Genomic DNA, 20,673 nt, shown 5'->3' with positions numbered 1-20,673 from the left:
TGACCGCCCATCCCCACCGCGCTGGTGTCTGCCCATGGCTTGTCCAGTGTCCCACGGTCCCCGTGCGACTTCGGTGTGTCCAGGGGGCTGGCCGAGGGGGCGTGGCGTCCGTCAGGTGTCGCGGGCGGTGGGGTGTCCGGGGCGGGGTGGGCAGCGGAAGAACAGTTCAGGGTCGCCGTCGTCCAGGCCGTGGAGCAGGCCGGCCGGGGTCCAGCCCGCGCGGTGCAGCAGGCGTTGCACCGGCTGGTTGGAGACGTTGGCCGACGTGAACAACTTCGGTGTCACGCAGGCGTTCTCCGCCGCCCGCAGGAGGCTCGCACCGATGCCGCGCCGCCGCGCGCCCGGCGCGACCATCAGCATCGTGACGAAGCCCTGCTCGAAGAACGTGTACTCCAGCACGCAGTAGCCCAGCGGCTCCGACGCGTCCGTGGCGACGAAGGCCGAGCCGTCCCCGCACCAGCGGCGAATGGCCGCGCGGCGGGCCGGGTCGTCGGCCGCGACGGGGTCGAGCGCGACCAGCCCCGGCACGTCCGCCGCCGTCGCGGGCCGTACGACGGGCCCGGCCGCGCGTTCCACCTCCTCCGCGAACCGGTCCACGGCCTCCAGGTCACGGCGCCTGCCCGCGCTGCTCAGGACGACGGTCTTCGCCTCGGCGAGCGCGCCGGGCCCGGCTCCCAGCAGTTCGCACGTGACCACCACCGCGTCGATCACGCCGACCCGCCGGTCGCTCAACATCCGCTGCACGGCGGCCATCCCGCCCTCGCCTGCCAGCAGCGGACGACACTCCTCGACCAAGGGGCCGAGCCGCGCGGCCCGTTCCGGGTCCAGCCCTCGGCTCCTCGTCATCCCGGTCCCCCGCCGCTCCTCTTCGGATCGCCGCCCCCGATCGTCCCGGCCACGAGGCCGCCGGGGAAGCGTGCGCGCTCAGGCGCTGAACGCGTCGCTGACCGCCGCGTGGTGGCGCGTCCACCACACCACCAGGGCCGCGGCGGCCGGGAATTGAGGGTCGGCGCGGTGGTCGTGGCGCTCGTAGTGCCAGCGCAGCATCCAGAAGTCGTTCAGCCGCTCCCACCACACCCGGTGCGCGGCGGCGGCGAGTTCACCGGCGGACGCGCCGGTCGCGGCGCGGTAGGCACGGGCGTACGCGCGGACCTTCGGCAGGTCGAGGCCGCCGTCCGGGCGCACGAAGAAGATGGCGGCGGCCCGTACCGCCTCCTCGGCGCGCGGCTGCACGTCGAGACGGTCCCAGTCCACGATCGCCACCGGCTCGACCGGGCCTTCGGCGCGGTACAGCAGGTTCAGCGGGTGGAAGTCGCCGTGCACCCAGCCCTCGGCGGGCACCTCGGCCTCGCCCGGACGGCGGTGCGCGTGCGCGCGCAGCAGGACGCGGCGCTCCAGCAGCCGGTGTTCGGCGAGTTCGTCGAAGCCCGTACGGCGCGGCCGGGCGCGGACACGGGACAGCAGGCCGTCGATGACCTGCTCCGTGTCGGCCGGTAACGCGGCGGTGGCGCGGTGCGGGACGTTCAGGTCGGGCGGCGCGTAGGGCAGCGGCGTACGCCTTATGACCTGGTCGAGGGCGCCGTGCACCCGGCCGAGCAGCGCGCCGAGGCGGCGGCTCTGGCCCCGGTCGAGCTGGCCGCCGTCGCGGTGCCTGCCCTCGACCCACGGGTGCAGCGCGTAGCAGCGGTCGCCGTGCACGACGACGGTGTGGCCGTCGCGGTCGGCCACCGGCGGCGCGACGGGCAGGCCGAGGGCGGCCAGCGCGGCGGTCGCGCGGTGTTGCCTGACCAGCGGGGCGGTGTCCGCCGGGTCGCCGTCGAGGTGGTGCTTCAGGAAGTAGCGGCCCGTCGTCGTCGCCAGCCGGTAGCCGCGGTTCAGCAGCCCGGCGGTCAGCGGACGGCACTCCAGGGCGGTCCCGGCGCCGTAGCGGCGCAGCAGCGCGGCGAGGGTGTGCTCGGGGAGCGGCATCACCGGGTCAGGTGGTGGCGCCTGCGGCGTCGCCCGTGGTGGCGCCCTCGGACACCCCCGCGTCGCCGCCCGGGGTGGTCGTGCCGTCGCCCTCGGTGGTGCCGCCGTCGTCGGCGCCCGGCGGGGGTTCCTCGTCGGTCGGGGGGTCGGTGGGGGTCGGCGGCGGCGGTTCCTCGGTGTCCTCGGTCGGGGGCGGCGTGGTCGGGTCGTCCGACTCGTCCTCCGTGGGCGACGGCTGCTCCTCGCCGTCGTCGGTCGGGGTGTCGTCGTTCCAGCCCGGGTCGTTCCAGCCCTCGGACGGGTCGTACCCGTCGTCCGAGCCCTGGTCGCCCTCTTCCTCGCCGTCGTCCTCCGTGCGGGTCGCCTCGGTCGGCTGCTCGTCGTCGGTCTGCGTCGTGCCCGTCGGGTCCGACTCCGACGGGGTGCCGCCGCCGTCGTCGCCGCCGAAGTTGCTGGCGAACAGGACGCCGGTGCCGATGGCGACGACCGCCAGTATCGCGACGATCAGGATGCGCGCACGGCTGCCACGGGAGGCGGACCCGCGCGGGTCGCCGCCGTCAGGGCCGCCGATGAGCAGCGGGACGCCGCCCGCCGGGGTGCGCGCGGAGGTGGTGGCGCGGGTGGACGCCGGGGTGCCGAGCGGCGGGGTGGAGCCGCCGGTGACGGAGCCGGTGTTCCACAGCCCGGCCGTGTGGCTGCCGTGCTCCTCCAGCCGCCGCAGGGCGTACTGCACCATGCCGCGCATCTCTTCGGCGGTCTGGTAGCGGTCCTCCGGCTCCTTGGTGAGCGCGCGCATCACCAGCCCGTCCAGCTCGGGCGGGCAGTCCGGCGCGACCTCGGACGGCAGGCGCGGCGTGTCCTGGACGTGCTGGTAGACGACGGACAGCGGCGTCTCGCCGACGAACGGCGGCCGGTTCGTCAGCAGCTCGTACAGCAGGCAGCCGACCGCGTACAGGTCGGAGCGCGTGTCCACGGTCTTGCCGAGCGCCTGCTCGGGCGAGAGGTACTGGGGCGTGCCCATGACCATGCCGGTCTGCGTCATCGTCTGCGCGGCGCCGTGCAGCGCCCGCGCGATGCCGAAGTCCATGACCTTGACCGTGCCGGTCTCGGTGATGATCACGTTGGCGGGCTTGATGTCCCGGTGCACGATGCCGTGCTGGTGGCTGTAGGCGAGGGCCTCCAGCACGCCGGAGACGATGGTCAGCGCCTGCTCGGGGGGCGGCGGCGCCGCCGAGTCGATCAGCAGCTCGCGGATCGTCCGGCCGCTGACCAGCTCCATGACGATGTAGGACGTGACCCGGCCGCCCGACGCCTCCTCGCCCGAGTCGTAGACGGCGACGACGGCGTGGTGGTTCAGCCCGGCCACCGACTGCGCCTCACGCGTGAAGCGCGCCTTGGAGACGGGGTCCTCGGCGAGGTCGGAACGCAGCAGCTTCACCGCGACCGTCCGCCCGAGCCGCACGTCCTCCGCGGCGAAGACCTCCGCCATGCCGCCCCGGCCGAGGCGGTGGGTCAGCCGGTACCTGCCGTCGCCGACATATCCGCCCGTACCCCACAATTCCGGCGCGTCGGGACCGTCGTTGCCGAACGCTCCGGGCTCGTTGTCGCCGGAGCCCGCAGCGCCTTGGTCCTGTGCCATCAGTCCTCGCCGTGTTCACTGGGTAGCCTGGCCATCAAACCCGTTCCGGGGCCGCGCTGACAAGTTGAGACTTGACGTGACCGGGCGCTCGGGCAGACTTGGCCCGGAAAACAGCTCCGTAACACGCGCGCCGACGGGCTCAGCTGTGGCTGACCATGCGTGCCGACTGGGGGGACAGTCGCATGAGTGACCAGGCGAGCGTCGGGAACGGACGCTACCTGCTGCGTGATCTGCTGGGCCGCGGCGGGATGGCGTCGGTCCATCTCGCCTGGGACACGGTCCTGGAACGGCCGGTCGCCGTCAAGACCATGCGCTCCGAGGTCAGCGGCGAGCAGGCGTTCCGGGAGCGGTTCCGCTTCGAGGCGCAGGCCGTGGCCAAGCTCACGCACCCCAACATCGTGTCCGTCTTCGACACGGGCGAGGAGTGGGCGGCGGGCGGCGCCGTGCCGTACATCGTCATGGAGTACGTCGAGGGCCAGCCGCTGCGCGACGTGCTGGCCGCCGACGTCGCGGCGTACGGGGCGATGCCCGCCGACAAGGCGCTGCGCGTCACGGCGGGTGTGCTGGCCGCGCTCGACCTGAGCCACGAGATGGGCCTCGTCCACCGCGACATCAAGCCGGGCAACGTGATGCTCACCCGGCGCGGCGCCGTCAAGGTCATGGACTTCGGCATCGCGCGCGCCATGCAGTCGGGCGTCACGGCGATGACGCAGACCGGCATGGTCGTCGGCACCCCGCAGTACCTGTCCCCCGAGCAGGCGCTCGGGCGGGCCGTGGACGCGCGCTCCGACCTGTACTCGGTGGGCGTGCTGCTGTTCGAGCTGATCACCGGCCGGGTGCCGTTCGACGCCGACTCGGGGCTCGCCATCGCGTACGCGCACGTCACGGAGGCGCCGCCGTCCGCGTCGTCGCTGAACCGGGCGGTGACGCCCGAGCTGGACGCCCTGATCGGGCGGGCCCTGCGCAAGAACCCCGACGAGCGGTTCGGCTCGGCGGGCGAGCTGCTGGACGCGTGCCGCCGCGCCGCCGACGGGCTCACCGGTGCGCCGCCGTCCATCGACCCGGCCGCCGCGGAGCGCCCGCAGAGCGGCTCGGGCATCTCGCAGGCCGTCTTCCCCGAGTACGGCCTCGGCGACCTCGGCCGTGTCGGGCCCGGCGGCTCCGAGCCGCGGACGCCGTCGCCCGCGACGCAGCCGCAGCCGCGGCAGGGACCTGCCACGCCGTCCCCGTACGCGCCCGCCTACGGGCCGCCCGCCGGTGGTGGCGGCTACGGCTACCCGCGCGGCGGCCCCGGCGACACGGCGCCCTCCGCGTACGGCCCCGCCCCGGCCGCGCAGCCGCCCGCCACCGCGCCGGGCCCCGACCGTCCCGCCGCTCCCTGGCAGCTGGTCGTCGCGGCGGTCGTCGCGATCACGCTGGTCGCCTCCCTGGCGATCGTGGCCGTCGTGATGAGCAGGGGCGGCGACGACGACCCGCAGGCGGGCGGTACCGGGGAAGCCACGACGGAGACGGTCACGCCCGGGGACGACGGCGCGCCGGAACCGGGCGACGACGACGAGCCGCGCTTCCAGCCGGGCGACCCGGAGCGGACGATCGAGGCCTCGGCCTGCGTCGGCGCGTCCGACCACTACGACCAGGAGGCCAACTCCGGCGCGATCAGCATGCCGGACTTCTACGACCGCCACATCGACTCCGTGAAGGAGTGCATACGCGCGGCGGGTTGGACCTACGACGACAACCTGCGCTACCGCGACGAGGTGCTGAAGGGCGAGGGCATGGTCCTCGACCAGGAGCCCACCGTGGGGCAGCCCTACAACCCGGAGGAGGACGGCCCCATCGTCCTCACCGTGTCCACCGGCAGGGAGCCGACCCCGTAGGGCGGCACGGGCGCCGGACGGCCCGGGGCCCTCAGTAGGCCAGGGGGAAGCTCGTCAGGATGCGGTCCGCCAGTTCGGCGTCCCCCTCGACCTTCAGCCGGTCGGCGACGCGCTTCGCCCGCACCCGTCCGCTCGCCACGCGCGACCAGGTCTCCCAGTCCGACGTGAACGTGACGACCGGCCCGAGCGACGGGCTGCTGTCCACGCTGCCCTGCCCGTTCTCGTCCACGCGCACCGTGCGCAGGAACTCCACCGGCCCGCTCACGTCGAAGACCACCGCCGACTTCTTCGGCGCCTCCGCGTCCTCCGCGACGGTCTTCGGCAGCCGCTGCAACAGCACGTCCCGCGCCACGAGCGCGGCGGGCGACGCGAGATCGCCCGGCTGCCGCAGGGCGCGCCGCAGGTCCTGCTCGTGCGTCCACACGTTGAAGACGCGCTGCGCCATGAACGCGGTCAGCGTCAGCTTGCCGTAGAGCGGGTGCGAGACGATGTCGTCGGGGCCGCGCCGCTCGTTCCGCATCTGCCGCATGCGGCGGATGATCGTGTACTCCAGCTCGCCCGTCATCTCGGGCCCCGTGTGGTGACGCCGCACGTCCACCTGGACCTCCAGGTAGCGCGTCGTCTCGTCCACCACGTGGTACAGGTCGCGCGGGAGCGAGTGGATCGGCCGCGGGTCGCCCAGCGCCTCGCACTCGCCGCCGATCACGTGGGAGACGACGTCGCGCACGGACCAGCCGGTGCGTTCCGTCGGCCGGTTCCACTCGCCCTCCACGAGGGACGACACCAGCTCCGATATCGCCTCGATCGACTGGGTCCACGCAGCGATGTACGGCTGGAGGCTAGGGTGTTCGGTCACGGGACCCCTCGTGGCGGTTTCGGCGCTGGCTTGGGTGTTCACACGGTACGCTGCGCTGCCGCAGCCGGTGAATGGCTTTCCGGGTACGAATCCTAGGGGCCCCGCGCGGCTCGGAGCCACCGCCGGGACCCGCGGGAAACCCCCCGCACACGGTCCGCCCGGCGCCGTCACACCCATGGGCCGACACCGGTGTTACAGCCGCGTTTCCCCCGCCCGCGACAGCCCGCCGGACGCCCCGCCGACCGCCCGGCCGGGCACCCCGTTCAGGCCGCCGGACGCAGGAACGCGGCCATCGCGCTCGCCAGCAGATACGGGTCGGCGGCGGCGCACAACTCCCGCGCGGAGTGCATCGACAGGATGGCCGCGCCGACGTCCACGGTCGCGATGCCGTGCCGCGCCGACGTGATCGGGCCGATCGTCGTGCCGCACGGGATGTCGTTGCGCGAGACGAACGGCTGCCACGGCACGCCCGCCTGCTCGCAGGCCGCCGTGAACACCGCGCGGCCCACGCCGTCCGTGGCGTACCGCTGGTTCACGTTGACCTTCAGCAGCGGCCCGCCGCCCGCGACGGGACGGTGGTCGGGGTCGTGCCGCTCCGGGTAGTTGGGGTGCACCGCGTGCCCGGTGTCGGACGACAGGCAGAACGATCCTGCGACCGCGCGCGCCCGGTCCTCCGGGCCGCCGCCGCGCACGTACACGTCCCGCTCAAGCGCCACGCCCAGCAGCGGCCCGCCCGCGCCCGTGTCGGACTCGCTGCCGTTCTCCTCGTGGTCGAACGCGGCCAGCACCGGGATGTGCCGCAACTCCGCGCCCGCCCCCGCCGCGTCGAGCAGCGCCGCCGTCGCCGCGTGCACCGACAGCAGGTTGTCCAGGCGCGGCGCCGCCAGGAGTTCGCGGTCCTTGCCGAGATACGCGGGCGGCTCGACGCTGTGCGCCATCAGGTCCCAGCCGACGATCTCCCCCGCCGAGCCGAGCCCCGCCTCCTGCGCCAGGAACTCGATCAACTCGTGCTCGCGCGGCGCCCCGAGGCCCCACAGCGGCATCGTGTGCTCCTGACGGTTGAGCGCCAGGGAGTCGTTGACCGACCGGTCGAGGTGGATCGCCAGCTGCGGCACGCGCAGCAGCGGCCGGTCCACGTGCACCAGCGCCGTACCGCCGCCCCGCAGGGCCAGACGGCCCGAGAGCCCCAGGTCGCGGTCCAGCCAGCTGTTGACCAGCGGCCCGCCGTACAGCTCCACGGCCAGCTGCTTCCAGCCCGCCCGGCCCGTCTCCGGCACGGGCTTCAGGCGCAGGTTCGGCGAGTCGGTGTGCGCGCCGATGACACGGAACGGTGTCGCCGGTCCCGCGCCCTCCGGCACGAACCACGCGACCAGCGCCCCACCACGCTCCACGTACCGGCCCCCGGGCGCGCCGTCCCACGCGTCGGTCTCCGCGAGGCGCGTGAACCCGGCGTCCGCCAGGCGTGCGGCGGCGCTCGCGACGGCGTGGAAGGGGGAGGGGGACTGGGCCAGGAAGGCCATGAGGTCGTCGGTGTGGCGACGGTCGAAGGCTGCGGTCATGGCGAACAGCATACGAATCCGGCCAGCGACAGGTGACTCTTTGGGCTCTCAAGTCCCGATATGGCGCGTGGAGTCGGCAGGTGCCCGCAGCGCGAGCAGCGCCAGGTCGTCGTGGCCGTCGCTCGGCCGCAGGTCGGCCAGGGTGTGGCAGAGCACGTCCAGCGGGCCGCCGATGTGCTCCGCCGCGTGGGCCGCCAGCTCGGCGAGGCCGGAATCGATCGAACGCCTGTGGTCCTCCACGAGCCCGTCCGTGAACAGCAGCAGCGTCGCCCCGGGCGGCAGCCGCACCGTGTGCTCGGGCCGCGGCAGCCCCGCGTCCACGCCCAGCGGCACGCCCGGCTCGCCCTCCAGCCAGCGGTACGCGCCGTCGGGCGCGACCAGCAGCGGCGGCGGATGCCCGGCCGACGTCCACGTGAGCCGCCAGGCGCCGTCCGGCGCCGGATCGACGCGGGCGAGGCAGGCCGTCGTGATCGGCTGGTCGGTGATCGCCGTCAGCACGCGGTCCAGCTCGCCCAGCACGGCGCCCGGCGAGCCGTGCCCGGTGTAGAGGAGCGCGCGCAGCATGTGCCGCGCCTGCGCCATGGCGGCTGCGGCCGTCAGGTCGTGCCCGACGACGTCACCGATGACGACGCCGAGCGCCCCGTCAGGCAGCCGCAGCGCGTCGTACCAGTCGCCGCCGACCTGCCCGGCCCGCAGCGCCGGGTCCGTGGACGTCCGGTAGACCGCCGCCGCCTCGAACGGCGCCAGGTCGGGCAGCCGCGGCAGCAGCATCCGCTGGAAGTGCTCCGCGCTGTCACGCACCTGCGCGAACAGCCGTGCGTTCTCCACCGCGACGCCCGCGGCGGCTGCCAGCGCGACGACGACCGCCTCGTCCTCCGTGTCGAACGGCCGCCCGTCCCGGCGCTCGCTGAGGTAGAGGTTCCCGTACACCCGGCCGCGCACGCCGATGGCCACCCCGAGCATCGTCCGCATCGTCGGATGCCCCGGCGGGAAACCGACCGACGCCGGATGCTCCCCGATGCACGGCACGCGCACCGGCTCCGGGTGGTCGATGAGGTAACCGAGCAGCCCCCGCCCGCGCGGGAACGGCACCCCCGCCAGCCGGTCGAACTCCGCCGCGCTCAGCCCCACGGGGATGAACTCCGCCAGCCCCTCGCCCTCCTCGTCCAGCACCCCCATCGCCCCGTAGCGCGCCCCGACCAGCTCCATCGCCGTCGCGACGATGCGGCGCAGCACGGCGGGCAAGTCCAGCTCACCGCTGATGCCCGTCAGGGCCCCGAGCAGCGCGCGCATCCGGTCGTGCGCCTGCGACAGGCGGCGGATGTGTTCGGACGTCAGGTCCACGAGCCCGCCGTGCGGCTCCTGCGGCTGTTCCTCCACGGCTCCCACGTGCCCATCCTCCGTCCTCCGCCGTCCGCGCCGCGCGGCGGTACGGCGCTGCGGCGGCCAGGTGACCACACCTACCAGACGGGCACGGGCGCCCGGGCGTGCCCGCGCGGACGTTCGCGCGTTGGACCGTACGCCGCGCGTTCCCCGGAGGTGTTGCCCATGCGCACGCGAGACGCCCGACCGACGCTCGTCCTCACATCCGTCGCCCTCGCCCAGCTCACGGCCACCCTCGACATGACGGTCGTCAACGTCGCGCTCCCCGCGATGGACGCCGGGCTCGGCCTCGGCCGCTCCCTGGCGTGGGTCGTCAACGGCTACGCGCTCTCCTTCGGCGGCCTGCTGCTGCTCGGCGGGCGGGCCGCCGACCTGTTCGGCCGCAGGCGGCTGCTCCTGGCCGGGACCGTGCTGTTCGCGCTGGCCTCGCTCGGCGGCGGGCTGGCGCGGGAGCCGTGGCAGCTGATCGCCGCGCGCGTCGTCCAGGGCGCCGGGGCCGCCGCGCTCGTCCCGGCCGCGCTCGCGCTGCTCACCGTCACGTTCGCGGCAGGACCGGCGCGCAACCGCGCGCTCGGCGTCTACTCGGCGGTCTCCGCCGTGGGCGGCAGCGTGGGCGTCCTCCTCGGCGGGCTGCTCGCGGAGTACGCGGGGTGGCGGTCCGTCATGCTGGTCAACCTGCCGCTGGCGCTGGCCGTCGTCGTCACCGCGCTGCTCGGCGCGCCGGGCGACCGGGGGCACCGCGCGCGGCTCGACGTACCGGGCGCCGTCCTCGCCACGGCGGGGGCGTCGCTCCTCATCCTCGGCGTGGCGCGGACCGAGGCGACGGGCTGGACGGCGCCCGGCACGCTCGCGGCGCTCGGCGGGGCGGCCGTGCTGCTCGTGGCGTTCTGCGTGTGGGAGGCGCGGGCGGCGGAGCCGCTGGTGCGGCCCGGGCTGCTGGCGCGACGTCCGGTGGCGGGGGCGAACCTCTTCATGCTGCTGCTGAGCGCGGGGCAGTTCGGGGCGTTCTACTTCGTGTCCCTCTACCTCCAGGACGTGCTGCGGCTCGGCCCGGCGGAGGCGGGGCTCGCGTTCCTGCCGATGTGCGTGCTGGTGTTCGCCGGGATCCGGGTGTCCACGCGGCTGCTGGCGGTGGTCGGCGCGCGGGCGCTGCTCGTGCCGAGCGGGCTGCTGACGGCCGCCGGGCTCGGCTGGATGGCGTTCCTCGACGCGCCGGGCAGCTTCACGGGGGACGTGCTCGGGCCGTCGCTGGTCCTGGGCGCCGGGCTCGGCATCGGCTTCGTCCCCCTCACCGCCGCCGCGACCGGCGGCCTCCCGCCGCACGAGGCGGGCATGGCGTCCGCCGTCCTCAGCAGCTCGCGCCAGATCGGCGGCGCGCTGGGGCTGGCCGTCCTCGTCAACATCCAGGCGGCGCGGGCGAACGCGCTCCTCGCCGACGGCGAGGCACCGCTCGCGGCGGCCACCGCGGGACACGCCCTCGGCCTGACGGTCGCGGCGGCACTGCCGCTCGCGGCGGTGGCCGTGACCCTCCCCCTACTCCCACCCCGCCACCGCCCCACGTCCCCGCACCCCGCACCACGGGACAGACAGCCCACCTGACACCCGGGCCGGAAGCCCGGCACCGGTCGCCACCTACGCGACCGACACACAGCCGATCACGACGGCCACAACGTCACGGCCGAACTTCGTCACGACGTACTCAGCGCACCAGCTCGATCCGCCCGCCGTGGCCTCCGCCTCCATCGCGACCAGGAAATCGGTCAGCAGGACGGCCCCTCATCAGTCCCGTGGCTCGCCAACGGTCTGCCTCTGCGGTCGGCTGACTCCGAGCTTGAGATTTGGGGGCTTATCGGACACGCTGGCGGAAGCAGCGTCGGCAGCCCGAAGGAGCGATTCCATGACGACCGCGTCGGATTCCTCCGCTGGGGCGTCTCGGATCCCACAGCCTGGGGGCACTCCTGAGGAACTGCGGGCCGCGCTCGCGCTCGTCGCTCCTGGTGCGCTTCCCGTGTTCGACGCCGAACGTGCCGCCGCCCTGAGGCAAGCCCGCGAACAGGTGAGCGCCGCGCCCATGCGCCGTTTCGTCGGTCAGTGGGCCGTGTACGTGGCGATCGAGCGCGCCCCGGACCGCGCGGCCCGGCTGCGCGCGCTGGAGGCCCGTGCCGCCGAGACCGACGACCTGGACGAGGCCCGTGTCCTCGCCGCCGAGATCGGCGGCATCCTCGACACAGCCGTTGCCGAGGCGGGCGTTCAGCGCGGACACCACCTTCCGTGAACTACAAGGAACAGTGGCGGTGGGAGTACGACCCGGACGCCGAGCACGTCATCGCGGGACTCCCCCTCACCTCGTCACCGAGGTCGAGCGACTGGCCGACGAACTGGTAGCTCTCGCCGACGTCGGCGTCGATGTCACCGATATCGGTGACGGCCCGAGCCACGGCGGCCCTGGCGGACTACGCCGCATCCCTCTCCTCGCCGACGGCTGGTTCTTCGCGCTACCCGTGCCGCGCATCGAACTCATCGCCATCGTCCGCATCATCCCGCCCTTCGCAGACCTCCGACCGTCGGCGACGGACTGCGGGGAACGTTCCAGCGCTCCGCTGAGGCATCAGTCGTACAGGCCACGGGCTTGTCGAGGCGGTCTTACACCGTGAATCCCCAGAGCAGAGCACGAGTTTGATGCTCGTCACCCGCTCCTCAAGGGCAGGCCATTGGGCTCGCACCATTGCCTTCCTGCACGCGGCTCTGCTCCGCGTATTGAGGGCATGTCCGACGTGACGTAGCTCGTAGAACCGGGGACCCTGCGGCGTCCCTACGCTCTTCTCGGCCTCTGCTTTCACTCGGCAGGACTGGGGGACCTTCGCCGGCCAGCCCGAAGAAGTCAGTCACGCCCGTCGCTGGACCCGAGACATTCTCGGTACCCACCCGTGCGCGGACGACGCCGCTCTGATCATCACCGAGTTGGGCGCGAACGCGATCACGCACACCGCGAGCGGTGACGGCGGGTTCCTCCTGGCCGTGACGCTGGGGGAGGCGGCCGTCACCATCACCGTGACCGACGCGGGCGGCGCCCTCACCCGCCCGCACGTCGAGCACCCCGACAACCACGCCACCGGCGGCCGGGGCCTGGCGCTCGTCGTCACGTACGCGGACGAGGTGCGGGTCAGCGGCGACCAGCAGGGCCACAGCGTCACGGCCGAACTCCGCACGGCATGAGACGCAGGACCCGCGAGGGTTTCCGCTGCGAGGCCACCGCACACGACGCCCACGGCCCGCCTGGCACTGCGGGGACTCGGTGGTTCTCCACTGCCACGACGTCGTTGACCGCCACAGCCACCGCCGCCTATGGACACCCAAAGGCAGGGCTCCTCCCCGCCCGATCTGCTGGGGAAGCGCCCATGCCCGACCCCAACAGGACACCGCCCAAACCCGCTCCACCGACCGCGTGGGGGCACAAGCCCACCGTGGCCATTCCGTTCTTCCCGCTTGCCCGGTGATGGCGTGCGGTGCGTGCGAACATGGGTTGTTTCAGCATGGGTTGACGCCGTCGATGAGGGCGGGGATGCGGGGGCAGGCTGTGGTGCGGTGGCTGGTGGCGGTGGGCGGCTCGGTTGTGGCGTTCTTCGCCGTGGCGGTTCCCTGGGCAGTGCTGTCGAACGGGGGGAACGATCCGTGGGACGTGATCGGTCCGGTGTCGGGTGTGGTCGCGGCGGGAGTGCTGGCCGGGCTCGGCTGGTGGGCCCAGGCTGGCGCCTCCCGAGCGGGTAGTGCGGAGGGGCGCCGGGTACGGCAGTCGGCACGCGGGGGCGGCAACATCACGCAGACGGGTGGCGATCACGGTTCGGGGGGCGGACGTCGGGCGCGTCCGGCACGGGAGGACGTACGGCAGAAGGCGCACGGTACTGGTAACGGTGACATCGACCAGGTCGGCGGGAACCGCGCCTGAGACGAGCGGGAGGGGCAGTGGCGGAGCGTTCGGGGCAGCGCCGTATGCGGCAAAGTGCGCGTACGGGGGGCAACGTGACTCAGGTCGGCCGGGACGTGAACGTGCATATTCGACCGGTGCTGGGGCCGGAATCGGGGGCCGAGGTTGTATGGCCGGTGTGGGTGGGGACAGTGCCGCCGCTGGCAGCGGCTTTCCAGCCCCGCACCGCCGTCCGTAAGAAGATCGCGCGCGTCCGTGACAGAGGCGGTAATGCGGCCCTTTGCCAGGTGCTGGTCGGAGATGGTGGGGTCGGCAAGAGCCAGCTTGCTGCCTCTCTCGCACGAGAAACACGCGACGAGGAGCCTTCCGGTGAGGGCGGCTTGGATGTGTTGGTTTGGGCGAAGGCGACCGAGCCCGACCAGATCATCACTGCTTACGCGGAGGCGGCCGAACGGCTGCATCTTCCGGGAGGCGCGTCAGACGACAGCCCGGCCGCCGCCAAGGTGTTCCTGGCCTGGTTGGCGGCGACCGAGCGGCGGTGGCTGGTCGTGCTTGACGACATCAGCGACCCAGAAGCGGTGGACGAGTGGTGGCCCGACGGCAACGCACGCAACGGCTGGGTCCTGGCCACCACCCGTCGCGATGACGCCCGCCTCAGTGGCAAGAGCCGCACACCGGTCCGCTTGGACATCTTCAGCCCGGAAGAAGCCCGTGCCTTCCTCCGCCGCCGCCTTACGGACGCCGGTCACCCCAACCTATTCAACCCCGACGACGCCGACTCGCTCAGCCGGGAACTGGGTCACCTTCCCCTCGCCCTGGGCCATGCCGCCGCCTACATGATCAATAAACGGCGCACGACTGGTGACTACCTGAGGCTTTTCCGCGATACCGACAACCGGTTGGGCGACCTGCTTCCGCCGGACGCCGACACCGAAGGGTACGGAGGTTCCGTCACCGCCTCCCTCCTCATCTCTCTCACAGGGGTAGAGGCCGCCGACACCACTCGCCTCGCCCGTCCTCTGCTCCAGCTCATCTCCCTCGTAGACCCTCTCGGTCACCCCGCCGCCCTGTGGACCACACACCCAGCGCTTCAGTACCTGCGCACCGCGCGCCCAGGACATAGGCGCTGGTTCCGCCGACACCATCCAGCGGTCACGGAGAAGGAAATCCGCGACGCGCTGTACTGCCTGCGCACCTACGCCCTCATCACCCAGGACACGCATGAGGCGCCCATCCGTGTGCATGCGCTGACCGCCCGCGCCATACGCGAGACCATCCCATCCCGGATCCGAGCCATGATGGCCCGCATCACGGCCGACGCAATCCAGGGTCTCTGGCCGGACCGTGACCACCTCGACGGGGAGCTTGCTTCATCCCTGCGCGCCAACGCCATGCAACTCGACCAGCACACACACCCTGCCCTGTGGCAACCTGAAACTCACGGCCTCATCTACCGGGTCAGCAGCAGTCTCACCGAAGCAGTCCTCTACGACCAGGCAGTCGCATACGACCAAAGAACCGTCCAGCAAAGCATCGCGATGCACGGACCGGACCACCCTGAAACCCTCATGGTCCGCAGCAACCTCGCCAATTCCTATAGCGATGCTGGGCGTACTCGGGACGCCCTCGAACTTTGCGAGCGGGTCCTCGCCGACTGCGAACGTGTCCTTGGGGCCGATCATCCCGACACTCTCAGCGCGCGTAATAACCTCGCCAATTCCTACAGCGATGCTGGGCGTACTCGGGACGCCCTCGAACTTTGCGAGCGGGTCCTCGCCGACTACGAGCGCGTCCTTGGGGCCGATCATCCCGACACTCTCAGCGCGCGTAATAACCTCGCCAACTCGGGACGCCCTCAACCTGCGGGAGCGGGTCCTCACCGACTACGAGCGCGTCCTTGGGTCCGATCACCCCGCCACTCTCAGCGCGCGTAATAACCTCGCCGTTTCCTACAGACTCGGGACGCCCTCAACCTGCGGGAGCGGGTCCTCACCGACTACGAGCGCGTCCTTGGGTCCGATCACCCCGCCACTCTCAGCGCGCGTAATAACCTCACCGTTTCCTACAGCGATGCTGGGCGTACTCGGGACGCCCTCGAACTTTGCGAGCGGGTCCTCGCCGACTACGAGCGCATTCTTGGGTCCGATCACCCCGACACCCTCGGCGCGCGTAATAACCTCGCCGTTTCCTATCGCGATGCTGGGCGTACTCGGGACGCCCTCAACCTGTGGGAGCGGGTCCTCGCCGACTACGAGCGCATTCTTGGGTCCGATCACCCCGCCACTCTCGGCGCGCGTAATAACCTCGCCAGTTCCTACAGTAACGCTGGGCGTACTCGGGACGCCCTCGAACTTTGCGAGCGGGTCCTCGCCGACTACGAGCGCATTCTTGGGTCCGATCACCCCGACACCCTCACCGCCCGCAACAACCTGGCCGTTTCTTACAGTGCTTTGGGGCGGGTCCAAGACGCCCTCGAACTTTGCGAGCGGGTCCTCACCGACCGCGAGCGCATTCTTGGGTCCGATCACCCCGACACCCTCATGGCCCGCAGCAATCTCGCCGTTTCTTACAGTGCTTTGGGGCGGGTCCAAGACGCCCTCGACCTGCGGGAGCAGGTCCTCGCCGACTACGAGCGCATTCTTGGGTCCGATCACCCCAACACCGTCATGGGCCGCAGCAAGCTCGCCCTTTCCTACAGCGCTTTGGGGCGGGTCCAAGACGCCCTCAACCTGCGGGAACGGGTCCTCACCGACTACGAGCGCATTCTTGGACCGGATCACCCCGAAACCCTCACCGCCCGCAACAACCTTCGTCATGCCCGCGATGCCGCAGGTGCCATACAGCAACCCAGTACAGCAACGTCAGCAGCTGCTCCCGATCTCGAACCCCTCTCAGCCCCTCCCGAGCAACAGCAATGACCTTACTGACCGTTCCGTTAGAGCTACGGATCAAAAGGTGTGCCCGGCGCCCCGCGAGCGCGTGTGTGTTTGATGAGGTCGTCAGCCGGGGGATTGGCCGCCCTGCGCAATGGTCCGGCGATCGGCGTTGGGGCAGGGCGGAGGACCGTAAGGGGGCGATGGGATAGACCGGGGCTGGTGTGGTGATGGGGGGGGCGGGGGTCATGGGTGGGGTTTTTGGGCGAAGATCCAGCGGTTGCCCTCCAGTGCGTCGTTCGGTTCGGGGAGGGGGCCGCGGCCGTGGTGGTGGGTGAAGTCGAAGGGGGTGTGTACCTGCTTGGTCCAGCCCTTGGCCGTCAGGGTGCCGATGGAGTCGGGGCGGGGCTCGCGTGCGAAGAGGTGGAGCAGGTCGATGCCGAGCCGCTGTCGTGTGGCCGTGTAGATCGTGCTGTCGCGGTACTGGAGGAGGTCCTTCTCCAGCTTGGCCTCGAAGGCGAAGGCGCTGCCCGGGGTGGTCAGGTGGTCCACGGTGTCGATGAGGCGGGTCTCGGCGGGGCCTGGCAGGTAGAAGAGGAGCCCTTCGGCCAGCCAGACGCTCGGCGCGGTCGGGTCGAAGCCGGCGGTGGTCAGCGCGGTGATCCAGTCGTCGCGCAGGTCGGCCGGTACGGGGACGCGTTTCGAACGTGGGGTGGCCGAGAGGTCGGTGAGCACCTCGTGCTTGAACGCGAGCACGCCCGGCCTGTCGATCTCGAAGACCACGCAGTCGGACGGCCAGTCGAGACGGTAGGCGCGGGTGTCCAACCCGGCACCCAGCAGCACCACTTGGCGGGCGCTCGTGCGGACGGAGCGGAGGAGGAAGTCGTCGAGGACCCTGGTCCGCAGGCCGAAGTAGCGGGCGAACCGCCCCCACAGCGGGTCGCCGTCCCCGTCAGGGACCTGCTCGATGCGCACCGGCCAGTCCGCGCACGCAGGCGCGGTACGCACGAAGTGTTCCGCGTAGGGGTCCTGGGCCAGGCTGTCGTGGCGGTGGGTCTCGATCGCCCGCGCCGCGGCGACCAGGAGGGCGGTCAGGCCCACGCCTCCGTCCACGCCTCCACCGTCGGTGGGAGGGGGGATTGCGCTCATCGGCTTCCTCTGTTCGGGAGCAGGACGGGTTTGACCACGCGGCCCGCTCGGCAGTCGCGCTCGGCCTCGTTGACGTCGGCCAGCGGGTAGGTGCGGATCAGTTGGTCGAAGGGGAAGCGCCCGGCCTGCCACAGCCGGGTCAGCAGGGGGATCAACAGGGCGGGGACGGCGTCGCCTTCGCTGATGTGGCGGATGCTGCGGCCCCGGTCCAGCGTGCCCGGTTCGAGCGACAGCGCGGTGTGGAGCCGCGCCACCAGGCCGAGGCTGCCGGTGGGACGCAGCGCCAGGAGCGCGTCGTTGACGAGCGCGGGCGAGGCCGTGGTGTCGAGCGCGTATCGCGCGCCGCCGTCGGTGAGCCGCCGGATGCGTTCCGGCAGCCCTGCCGTGTCGGAGTGCAGCGGGATCGCGCCGAACCGTTCGGCCAGGGCGAGCCGCACGGGATGCCGGTCGATCGCCACGGTCGGCGCCCCGGCGGCGGTGGCCGCCATCACCGCGGCCAGCCCCACGGCCCCCGCGCCGAGGACCACGAACGTGTCGCCTGGCCCGAGGCCGAAGGTGTTCAGCACGGCCCCGGCGCCGGTGAGGAAGCCGCAGCCGAGCGGCCCGAGCAGTTCGACGGGCAGCGCCGGGTCCACCCGGACGGCGTTGCGTGCCGGGACGAGCGCGTACTCGGCGAACGACGACTGGCCGAACCACCGCGGCGCCAGCGCTCCTCCCGTCACGTCGGTGAGCCGCGGCGCGTCCTCGTGGCGTCCGCCGAAGAGGTTGAGGGCGGCGAACGAGTCGCAGTAGGCGGGCGCCGCGCCCCGGCACGTGCGGCAGTTCCCGCAGGAGTCGAAGCTCAGCACGACGTGGTCGCCGACGTCGATCGTCGTGTCGGGGCCGCCGCCCGTCCGCACCACGACCCCCGCGCCCTCGTGGCCGAGCACCGCGGGCAACGGGCTGCGGCCCGCGGAACGCCTGACCGCGAGATCGGTCCCACACATCCCGCAGCCCGCGATCTCGACCAGGATCTCGCCGACGGCGGGCTCCGCCGACAGCGTCACCTCCTCGACCGCGAACGGGCCCTCGTACGACCGCAGTACGGCCGCCCGCATCCTCATCGTCACGCCTCCCGCGGGCGGTGGACGACGAACGGCCTGAGGTTGCCGTACAGGCCCCACGGCCCGCCCGCGACGCCGACGCCGCTGTTCTTGTCGCCAGCGAAGGGCTGGGCGAGGGAGAGTTCGGCGTGGTGGTTGATCCAGGCGGTGCCGCATTCGAGCCGGTCGGCGACCGCCGCGGCGCGGTCGGTATCGGTTCCCCACACGGAGCCGCCGAGGCCGAAACCGGTGCCGTTGGCCGCGCGGACGGCCTCGTCGAGACTCCGGTAGGGCAGCACGGGCAGGACGGGCCCGAACTGTTCCTCCGTCACCACCCGGCTGTCCGGCGGGACGTCGGTGAGGATCGTGGGCGCGAAGAAGTGGCCAGGCCCGTCGAGCCGTTGGCCGCCCGCCGCCGCTCGGGCGCCGCCCGCCAGCGCCTCCCGCGTGATCCGCTCGACGCGGGCCAGCTGCGGGGCGTTGTTGACCGGGCCGAGCCGCGTCGCGGGGTCGAGCCCCGGCCCGACGGTCACGGTCCTCGCGCGCTGGGCGAGGGCTTCGACGACCTCGGCGTGGAGCCTGGCCGGGACGTAGACGCGCTTCACCGCCATGCAGACCTGCCCGCAGTTGCGGAACGCGGCCCAGAACAGCCGGTCGGCGATCCGGTCCACCTCGACGTCGTCCAGCAGGACGGCAGCGTCGTTGCCGCCCAGTTCGAGGGTGACGCGGGCGAGCGAGGCCCCCGCCGCCTCGGCGACGGCCCGCCCGGTGGCCACCGAGCCGGTGAACGTCACGTGGCGGATGCCCGGGTGGGAGGCGAGGCGCGCGCCGAGGGGTTCGCGGCCGGTGACGACGGTCAGGACGCCTTCCGGCAGGACGTCGGCGAGCAGGGAGCAGAGCTGCCGGGTGGCGAGCGGGGTGAACGGGGACGGTTTGAGGACGACGGGGTTGCCCGCCGCGAGCGCGGGCGCGAACTTCGCGGCGGCCAGCTGGAGCGGGAAGTTCCACGGCACGATCGCGGCGACGGGGCCGACGGGCCGCCACCGGATCTCGCTGTCCACGGCCCGGCCGTCGGCGATCCGGCGGGTTCTGGGGGTCAGGTCCGCGAAGTAGCGCAGACGGGCGGCCGTCCGGGCGATCTCCGCGTGCGACTCGGCCAGGGGCTTGCCCTGTTCGCGGGTGAGCAGCCGGGCGAGCGCGTCGGCCGCCGTCTCGACGGTGTCGGCCGCCCCACGCAGCGCGGCGGTACGGGCGTCGGCGTCCGCGCGCCAGCCGGGCCAGGCCAGGTGGGCCCGGTCGATGACGGCGTCCAGCTCGTCGGGCCGCTGGTCGGGGGCGTCGTCGAAGGGCTCCCCGGTGGCCGGATCGACGACGGCGAGCCGCGCGACCCCGGACGTCGGTGTGGCGAGGGCCGGTTCAGGCAAGGGCACCGGCCGCGTGCTCCCTCGCCTGCCGGTCCATCTCCGCCCGGAAGGCCGCCACCAGGTGCGGCTGAATCCTTCCTGCGTCCCGGTCGCCGCCCTCGCAGACCGCGCCGCGCACACCCACGATGTCCGTGCCGATGCGGGTCAGCGGGCCGAGGTCGGCCTGGGTGACGCTGCCCGCGAGGGCGGCGAGCAGACCGGACGCGTGGGCCAGCCGGACGAACTCGGCGCAGACGTCGGGCGGGACGTGGTCGAACAGCCGGGTCCCGTCCTTGATCGCGGTGTCGAGCATGGCCGCGTCCGCGCCGGAGCGGGCGGCGATGTCGGGCAGGGCGAGCGGGTTGACGCAGCCGATGCGGTGGGCGTCGGCGTACCCGGAGGCGACGACGAGGGCTTCGGGCCGGTGGTCCTTCACCGCCCGGACGACCGCGCGCATGACCTCGACGCCCTGGGCGGGCGTCGTGCATCCGTAGAGGCCGACCTTGATGTACGTCGCGCCGGAGACGACCGCGCCGAGCGCGGCCTGGGCCACCGTGCCGGGCTTGTACGGGACGTCCCCGACGGTGGCGGACACCGGTTTGGCCGCCGGGATCGCGTCGCGGATCTCCCGGATGACCCAGGGGAAGTTGGCGCCGAGCGAGCCCTCGTCGGGCTTCTTGACATCGACGATGTCGAGGTGGTCCGCCGCCTTCGCGCAGTCGAGGGCCTCCTCGACGCTGTCGGGGGAGATGAGAAGCAGCACCATGGGCTCCTTCCACCGCAGGTCCGCCTGCACGAGGCGCAGGTGGTGCGGATGGCCTGGTTGATGTGCGGTGTGCTCATCCTTTCCGCCGCCCGTGGGCACCGGTAGAGCGTGCGGTGTTCCTGGGGGGCGCCCGGGAGAGGGACGTGCGCCGCGCGCGCCGGCGTCCTCGGCGACGCGGACGACCACGGTCCAT

15 protein-coding genes and 1 pseudogene are annotated in these 20,673 nt (G+C 72.8%); 6 read left to right on the top strand and 10 right to left on the bottom strand.

The features are described 5' to 3' along the window. Positions 1-111: 111 nt before the first annotated feature. The 3 genes from IF27_RS01145 to IF27_RS01135 all read right to left on the bottom strand — a co-directional run bounded on the left by IF27_RS01145 (position 112) and on the right by IF27_RS01135 (position 3,607). Positions 112-846, bottom strand: coding sequence for a GNAT family N-acetyltransferase (locus tag IF27_RS01145; RefSeq protein ID WP_223290862.1), 735 nt, complete (start codon positions 844-846; stop codon positions 112-114). A gap of 78 nt (positions 847-924) precedes the next feature. Beyond that, positions 925-1,968: a phosphotransferase gene (locus IF27_RS01140; protein ID WP_052847325.1), complete on the bottom strand. Its 1,044-nt coding sequence runs from the start codon at positions 1,966-1,968 to the stop codon at positions 925-927. 7 nt (positions 1,969-1,975) lie between these two features. Beyond that, complete coding sequence (locus IF27_RS01135; protein ID WP_052847324.1) at positions 1,976-3,607, bottom strand: protein kinase domain-containing protein; 1,632 nt, start codon at positions 3,605-3,607, stop codon at positions 1,976-1,978. A gap of 155 nt (positions 3,608-3,762) precedes the next feature. Between IF27_RS01135 and IF27_RS01130 the strand changes: the two genes are divergently transcribed. Then, positions 3,763-5,484, top strand: coding sequence for a protein kinase domain-containing protein (locus IF27_RS01130; protein WP_052847323.1), 1,722 nt, complete (start codon positions 3,763-3,765; stop codon positions 5,482-5,484). Between the two features lie 31 nt (positions 5,485-5,515). Here IF27_RS01130 and IF27_RS01125 read toward each other — a convergent pair whose 3' ends face one another. The 3 genes from IF27_RS01125 to IF27_RS01115 form a co-directional block, all read right to left on the bottom strand. Next, positions 5,516-6,340 carry a maleylpyruvate isomerase family mycothiol-dependent enzyme gene (locus tag IF27_RS01125; protein ID WP_052847322.1) on the bottom strand — a complete coding sequence of 275 codons (825 nt, stop codon included), beginning with the start codon at positions 6,338-6,340 and terminating at the stop codon, positions 5,516-5,518. A gap of 263 nt (positions 6,341-6,603) precedes the next feature. After that, positions 6,604-7,899 carry a M18 family aminopeptidase gene (locus tag IF27_RS01120; RefSeq protein WP_110945499.1) on the bottom strand — a complete coding sequence of 432 codons (1,296 nt, stop codon included), beginning with the start codon at positions 7,897-7,899 and terminating at the stop codon, positions 6,604-6,606. A gap of 48 nt (positions 7,900-7,947) precedes the next feature. Then, the gene (locus tag IF27_RS01115) at positions 7,948-9,279 is read right to left on the bottom strand and encodes a PP2C family protein-serine/threonine phosphatase (RefSeq protein WP_420821973.1); all 1,332 of its coding nucleotides are present in this window, start codon (positions 9,277-9,279) and stop codon (positions 7,948-7,950) included. A 168-nt stretch (positions 9,280-9,447) separates the two neighbouring features. Here IF27_RS01115 and IF27_RS01110 point away from each other — a divergent pair, with 168 nt between their 5' ends. The 5 genes and pseudogenes from IF27_RS01110 to IF27_RS31360 all read left to right on the top strand — a co-directional run bounded on the left by IF27_RS01110 (position 9,448) and on the right by IF27_RS31360 (position 16,125). Next, the gene (locus IF27_RS01110; RefSeq protein WP_052847319.1) at positions 9,448-10,881 is read left to right on the top strand and encodes an MFS transporter; all 1,434 of its coding nucleotides are present in this window, start codon (positions 9,448-9,450) and stop codon (positions 10,879-10,881) included. A gap of 298 nt (positions 10,882-11,179) precedes the next feature. Continuing rightward, positions 11,180-11,557: a DUF6247 family protein gene (locus tag IF27_RS01105; RefSeq protein ID WP_052847318.1), complete on the top strand. Its 378-nt coding sequence runs from the start codon at positions 11,180-11,182 to the stop codon at positions 11,555-11,557. A gap of 602 nt (positions 11,558-12,159) precedes the next feature. Next, positions 12,160-12,498, top strand: a pseudogene (locus tag IF27_RS01100) (ATP-binding protein); the annotation flags it as partial. Positions 12,499-13,302: 804 nt separating this feature from the next. Continuing rightward, entirely contained in the window at positions 13,303-15,141 is a 1,839-nt protein-coding gene (locus tag IF27_RS01095; RefSeq protein ID WP_190232753.1) for a tetratricopeptide repeat protein, read from the top strand. A 39-nt stretch (positions 15,142-15,180) separates the two neighbouring features. Next, positions 15,181-16,125: a tetratricopeptide repeat protein gene (locus IF27_RS31360; protein WP_110945417.1), complete on the top strand. Its 945-nt coding sequence runs from the start codon at positions 15,181-15,183 to the stop codon at positions 16,123-16,125. Between the two features lie 201 nt (positions 16,126-16,326). Here IF27_RS31360 and IF27_RS01085 read toward each other — a convergent pair whose 3' ends face one another. Genes IF27_RS01085 through IF27_RS01070 form a run of 4 tightly spaced genes read right to left on the bottom strand, consistent with a single transcriptional unit; the run spans position 16,327 to position 20,477 of the window. Next, the gene (locus IF27_RS01085) at positions 16,327-17,229 is read right to left on the bottom strand and encodes a class I SAM-dependent methyltransferase (RefSeq protein WP_052847314.1); all 903 of its coding nucleotides are present in this window, start codon (positions 17,227-17,229) and stop codon (positions 16,327-16,329) included. Further along, a complete protein-coding gene (locus IF27_RS01080; protein WP_052847313.1) occupies positions 17,226-18,332 on the bottom strand; it encodes an NAD(P)-dependent alcohol dehydrogenase in 1,107 nt (368 codons plus the stop codon). The genes IF27_RS01085 and IF27_RS01080 overlap by 4 nt, the downstream gene beginning before the upstream one ends. A 2-nt stretch (positions 18,333-18,334) precedes the next feature. Continuing rightward, a complete protein-coding gene (locus tag IF27_RS01075; RefSeq protein WP_052847312.1) occupies positions 18,335-19,741 on the bottom strand; it encodes an aldehyde dehydrogenase family protein in 1,407 nt (468 codons plus the stop codon). Next, positions 19,728-20,477 (bottom strand): (5-formylfuran-3-yl)methyl phosphate synthase, encoded by a 750-nt coding sequence (locus IF27_RS01070; protein WP_052847873.1) that lies wholly within the window; start codon positions 20,475-20,477, stop codon positions 19,728-19,730. Before IF27_RS01070 ends, IF27_RS01075 begins: the two co-directional genes overlap by 14 nt. Between the last annotated feature and the right edge of the window lie 196 nt (positions 20,478-20,673).

It is taken from the genome of Streptomyces avicenniae, from assembly GCF_000719135.1.
Classification (GTDB): Bacteria; Actinomycetota; Actinomycetes; order Streptomycetales; family Streptomycetaceae; genus Streptomyces; species Streptomyces avicenniae.
The sequence above is the reverse complement of the archived record's forward strand: the minus strand, read 5'-3'. Positions and strand labels throughout refer to the sequence as shown.

Bases quoted from the DNA above. Each gene is read 5' to 3' on its own strand.
- IF27_RS01145 (WP_223290862.1), bottom strand. From the start codon at position 846: ATGACGAGGAGCCGAGGGCTGGACCCGGAACGGGCCGCGCGGCTCGGC.
- IF27_RS01140 (WP_052847325.1), bottom strand. From the start codon at position 1,968: ATGCCGCTCCCCGAGCACACCCTCGCCGCGCTGCTGCGCCGCTACGGC.
- IF27_RS01135 (WP_052847324.1), bottom strand. From the start codon at position 3,607: ATGGCACAGGACCAAGGCGCTGCGGGCTCCGGCGACAACGAGCCCGGA.
- IF27_RS01130 (WP_052847323.1), top strand. From the start codon at position 3,763: ATGCGTGCCGACTGGGGGGACAGTCGCATGAGTGACCAGGCGAGCGTC.
- IF27_RS01120 (WP_110945499.1), bottom strand. From the start codon at position 7,899: ATGACCGCAGCCTTCGACCGTCGCCACACCGACGACCTCATGGCCTTC.
- IF27_RS01110 (WP_052847319.1), top strand. From the start codon at position 9,448: ATGCGCACGCGAGACGCCCGACCGACGCTCGTCCTCACATCCGTCGCC.
- IF27_RS01105 (WP_052847318.1), top strand. From the start codon at position 11,180: ATGACGACCGCGTCGGATTCCTCCGCTGGGGCGTCTCGGATCCCACAG.
- IF27_RS01085 (WP_052847314.1), bottom strand. From the start codon at position 17,229: ATGAGCGCAATCCCCCCTCCCACCGACGGTGGAGGCGTGGACGGAGGC.
- IF27_RS01080 (WP_052847313.1), bottom strand. From the start codon at position 18,332: ATGAGGATGCGGGCGGCCGTACTGCGGTCGTACGAGGGCCCGTTCGCG.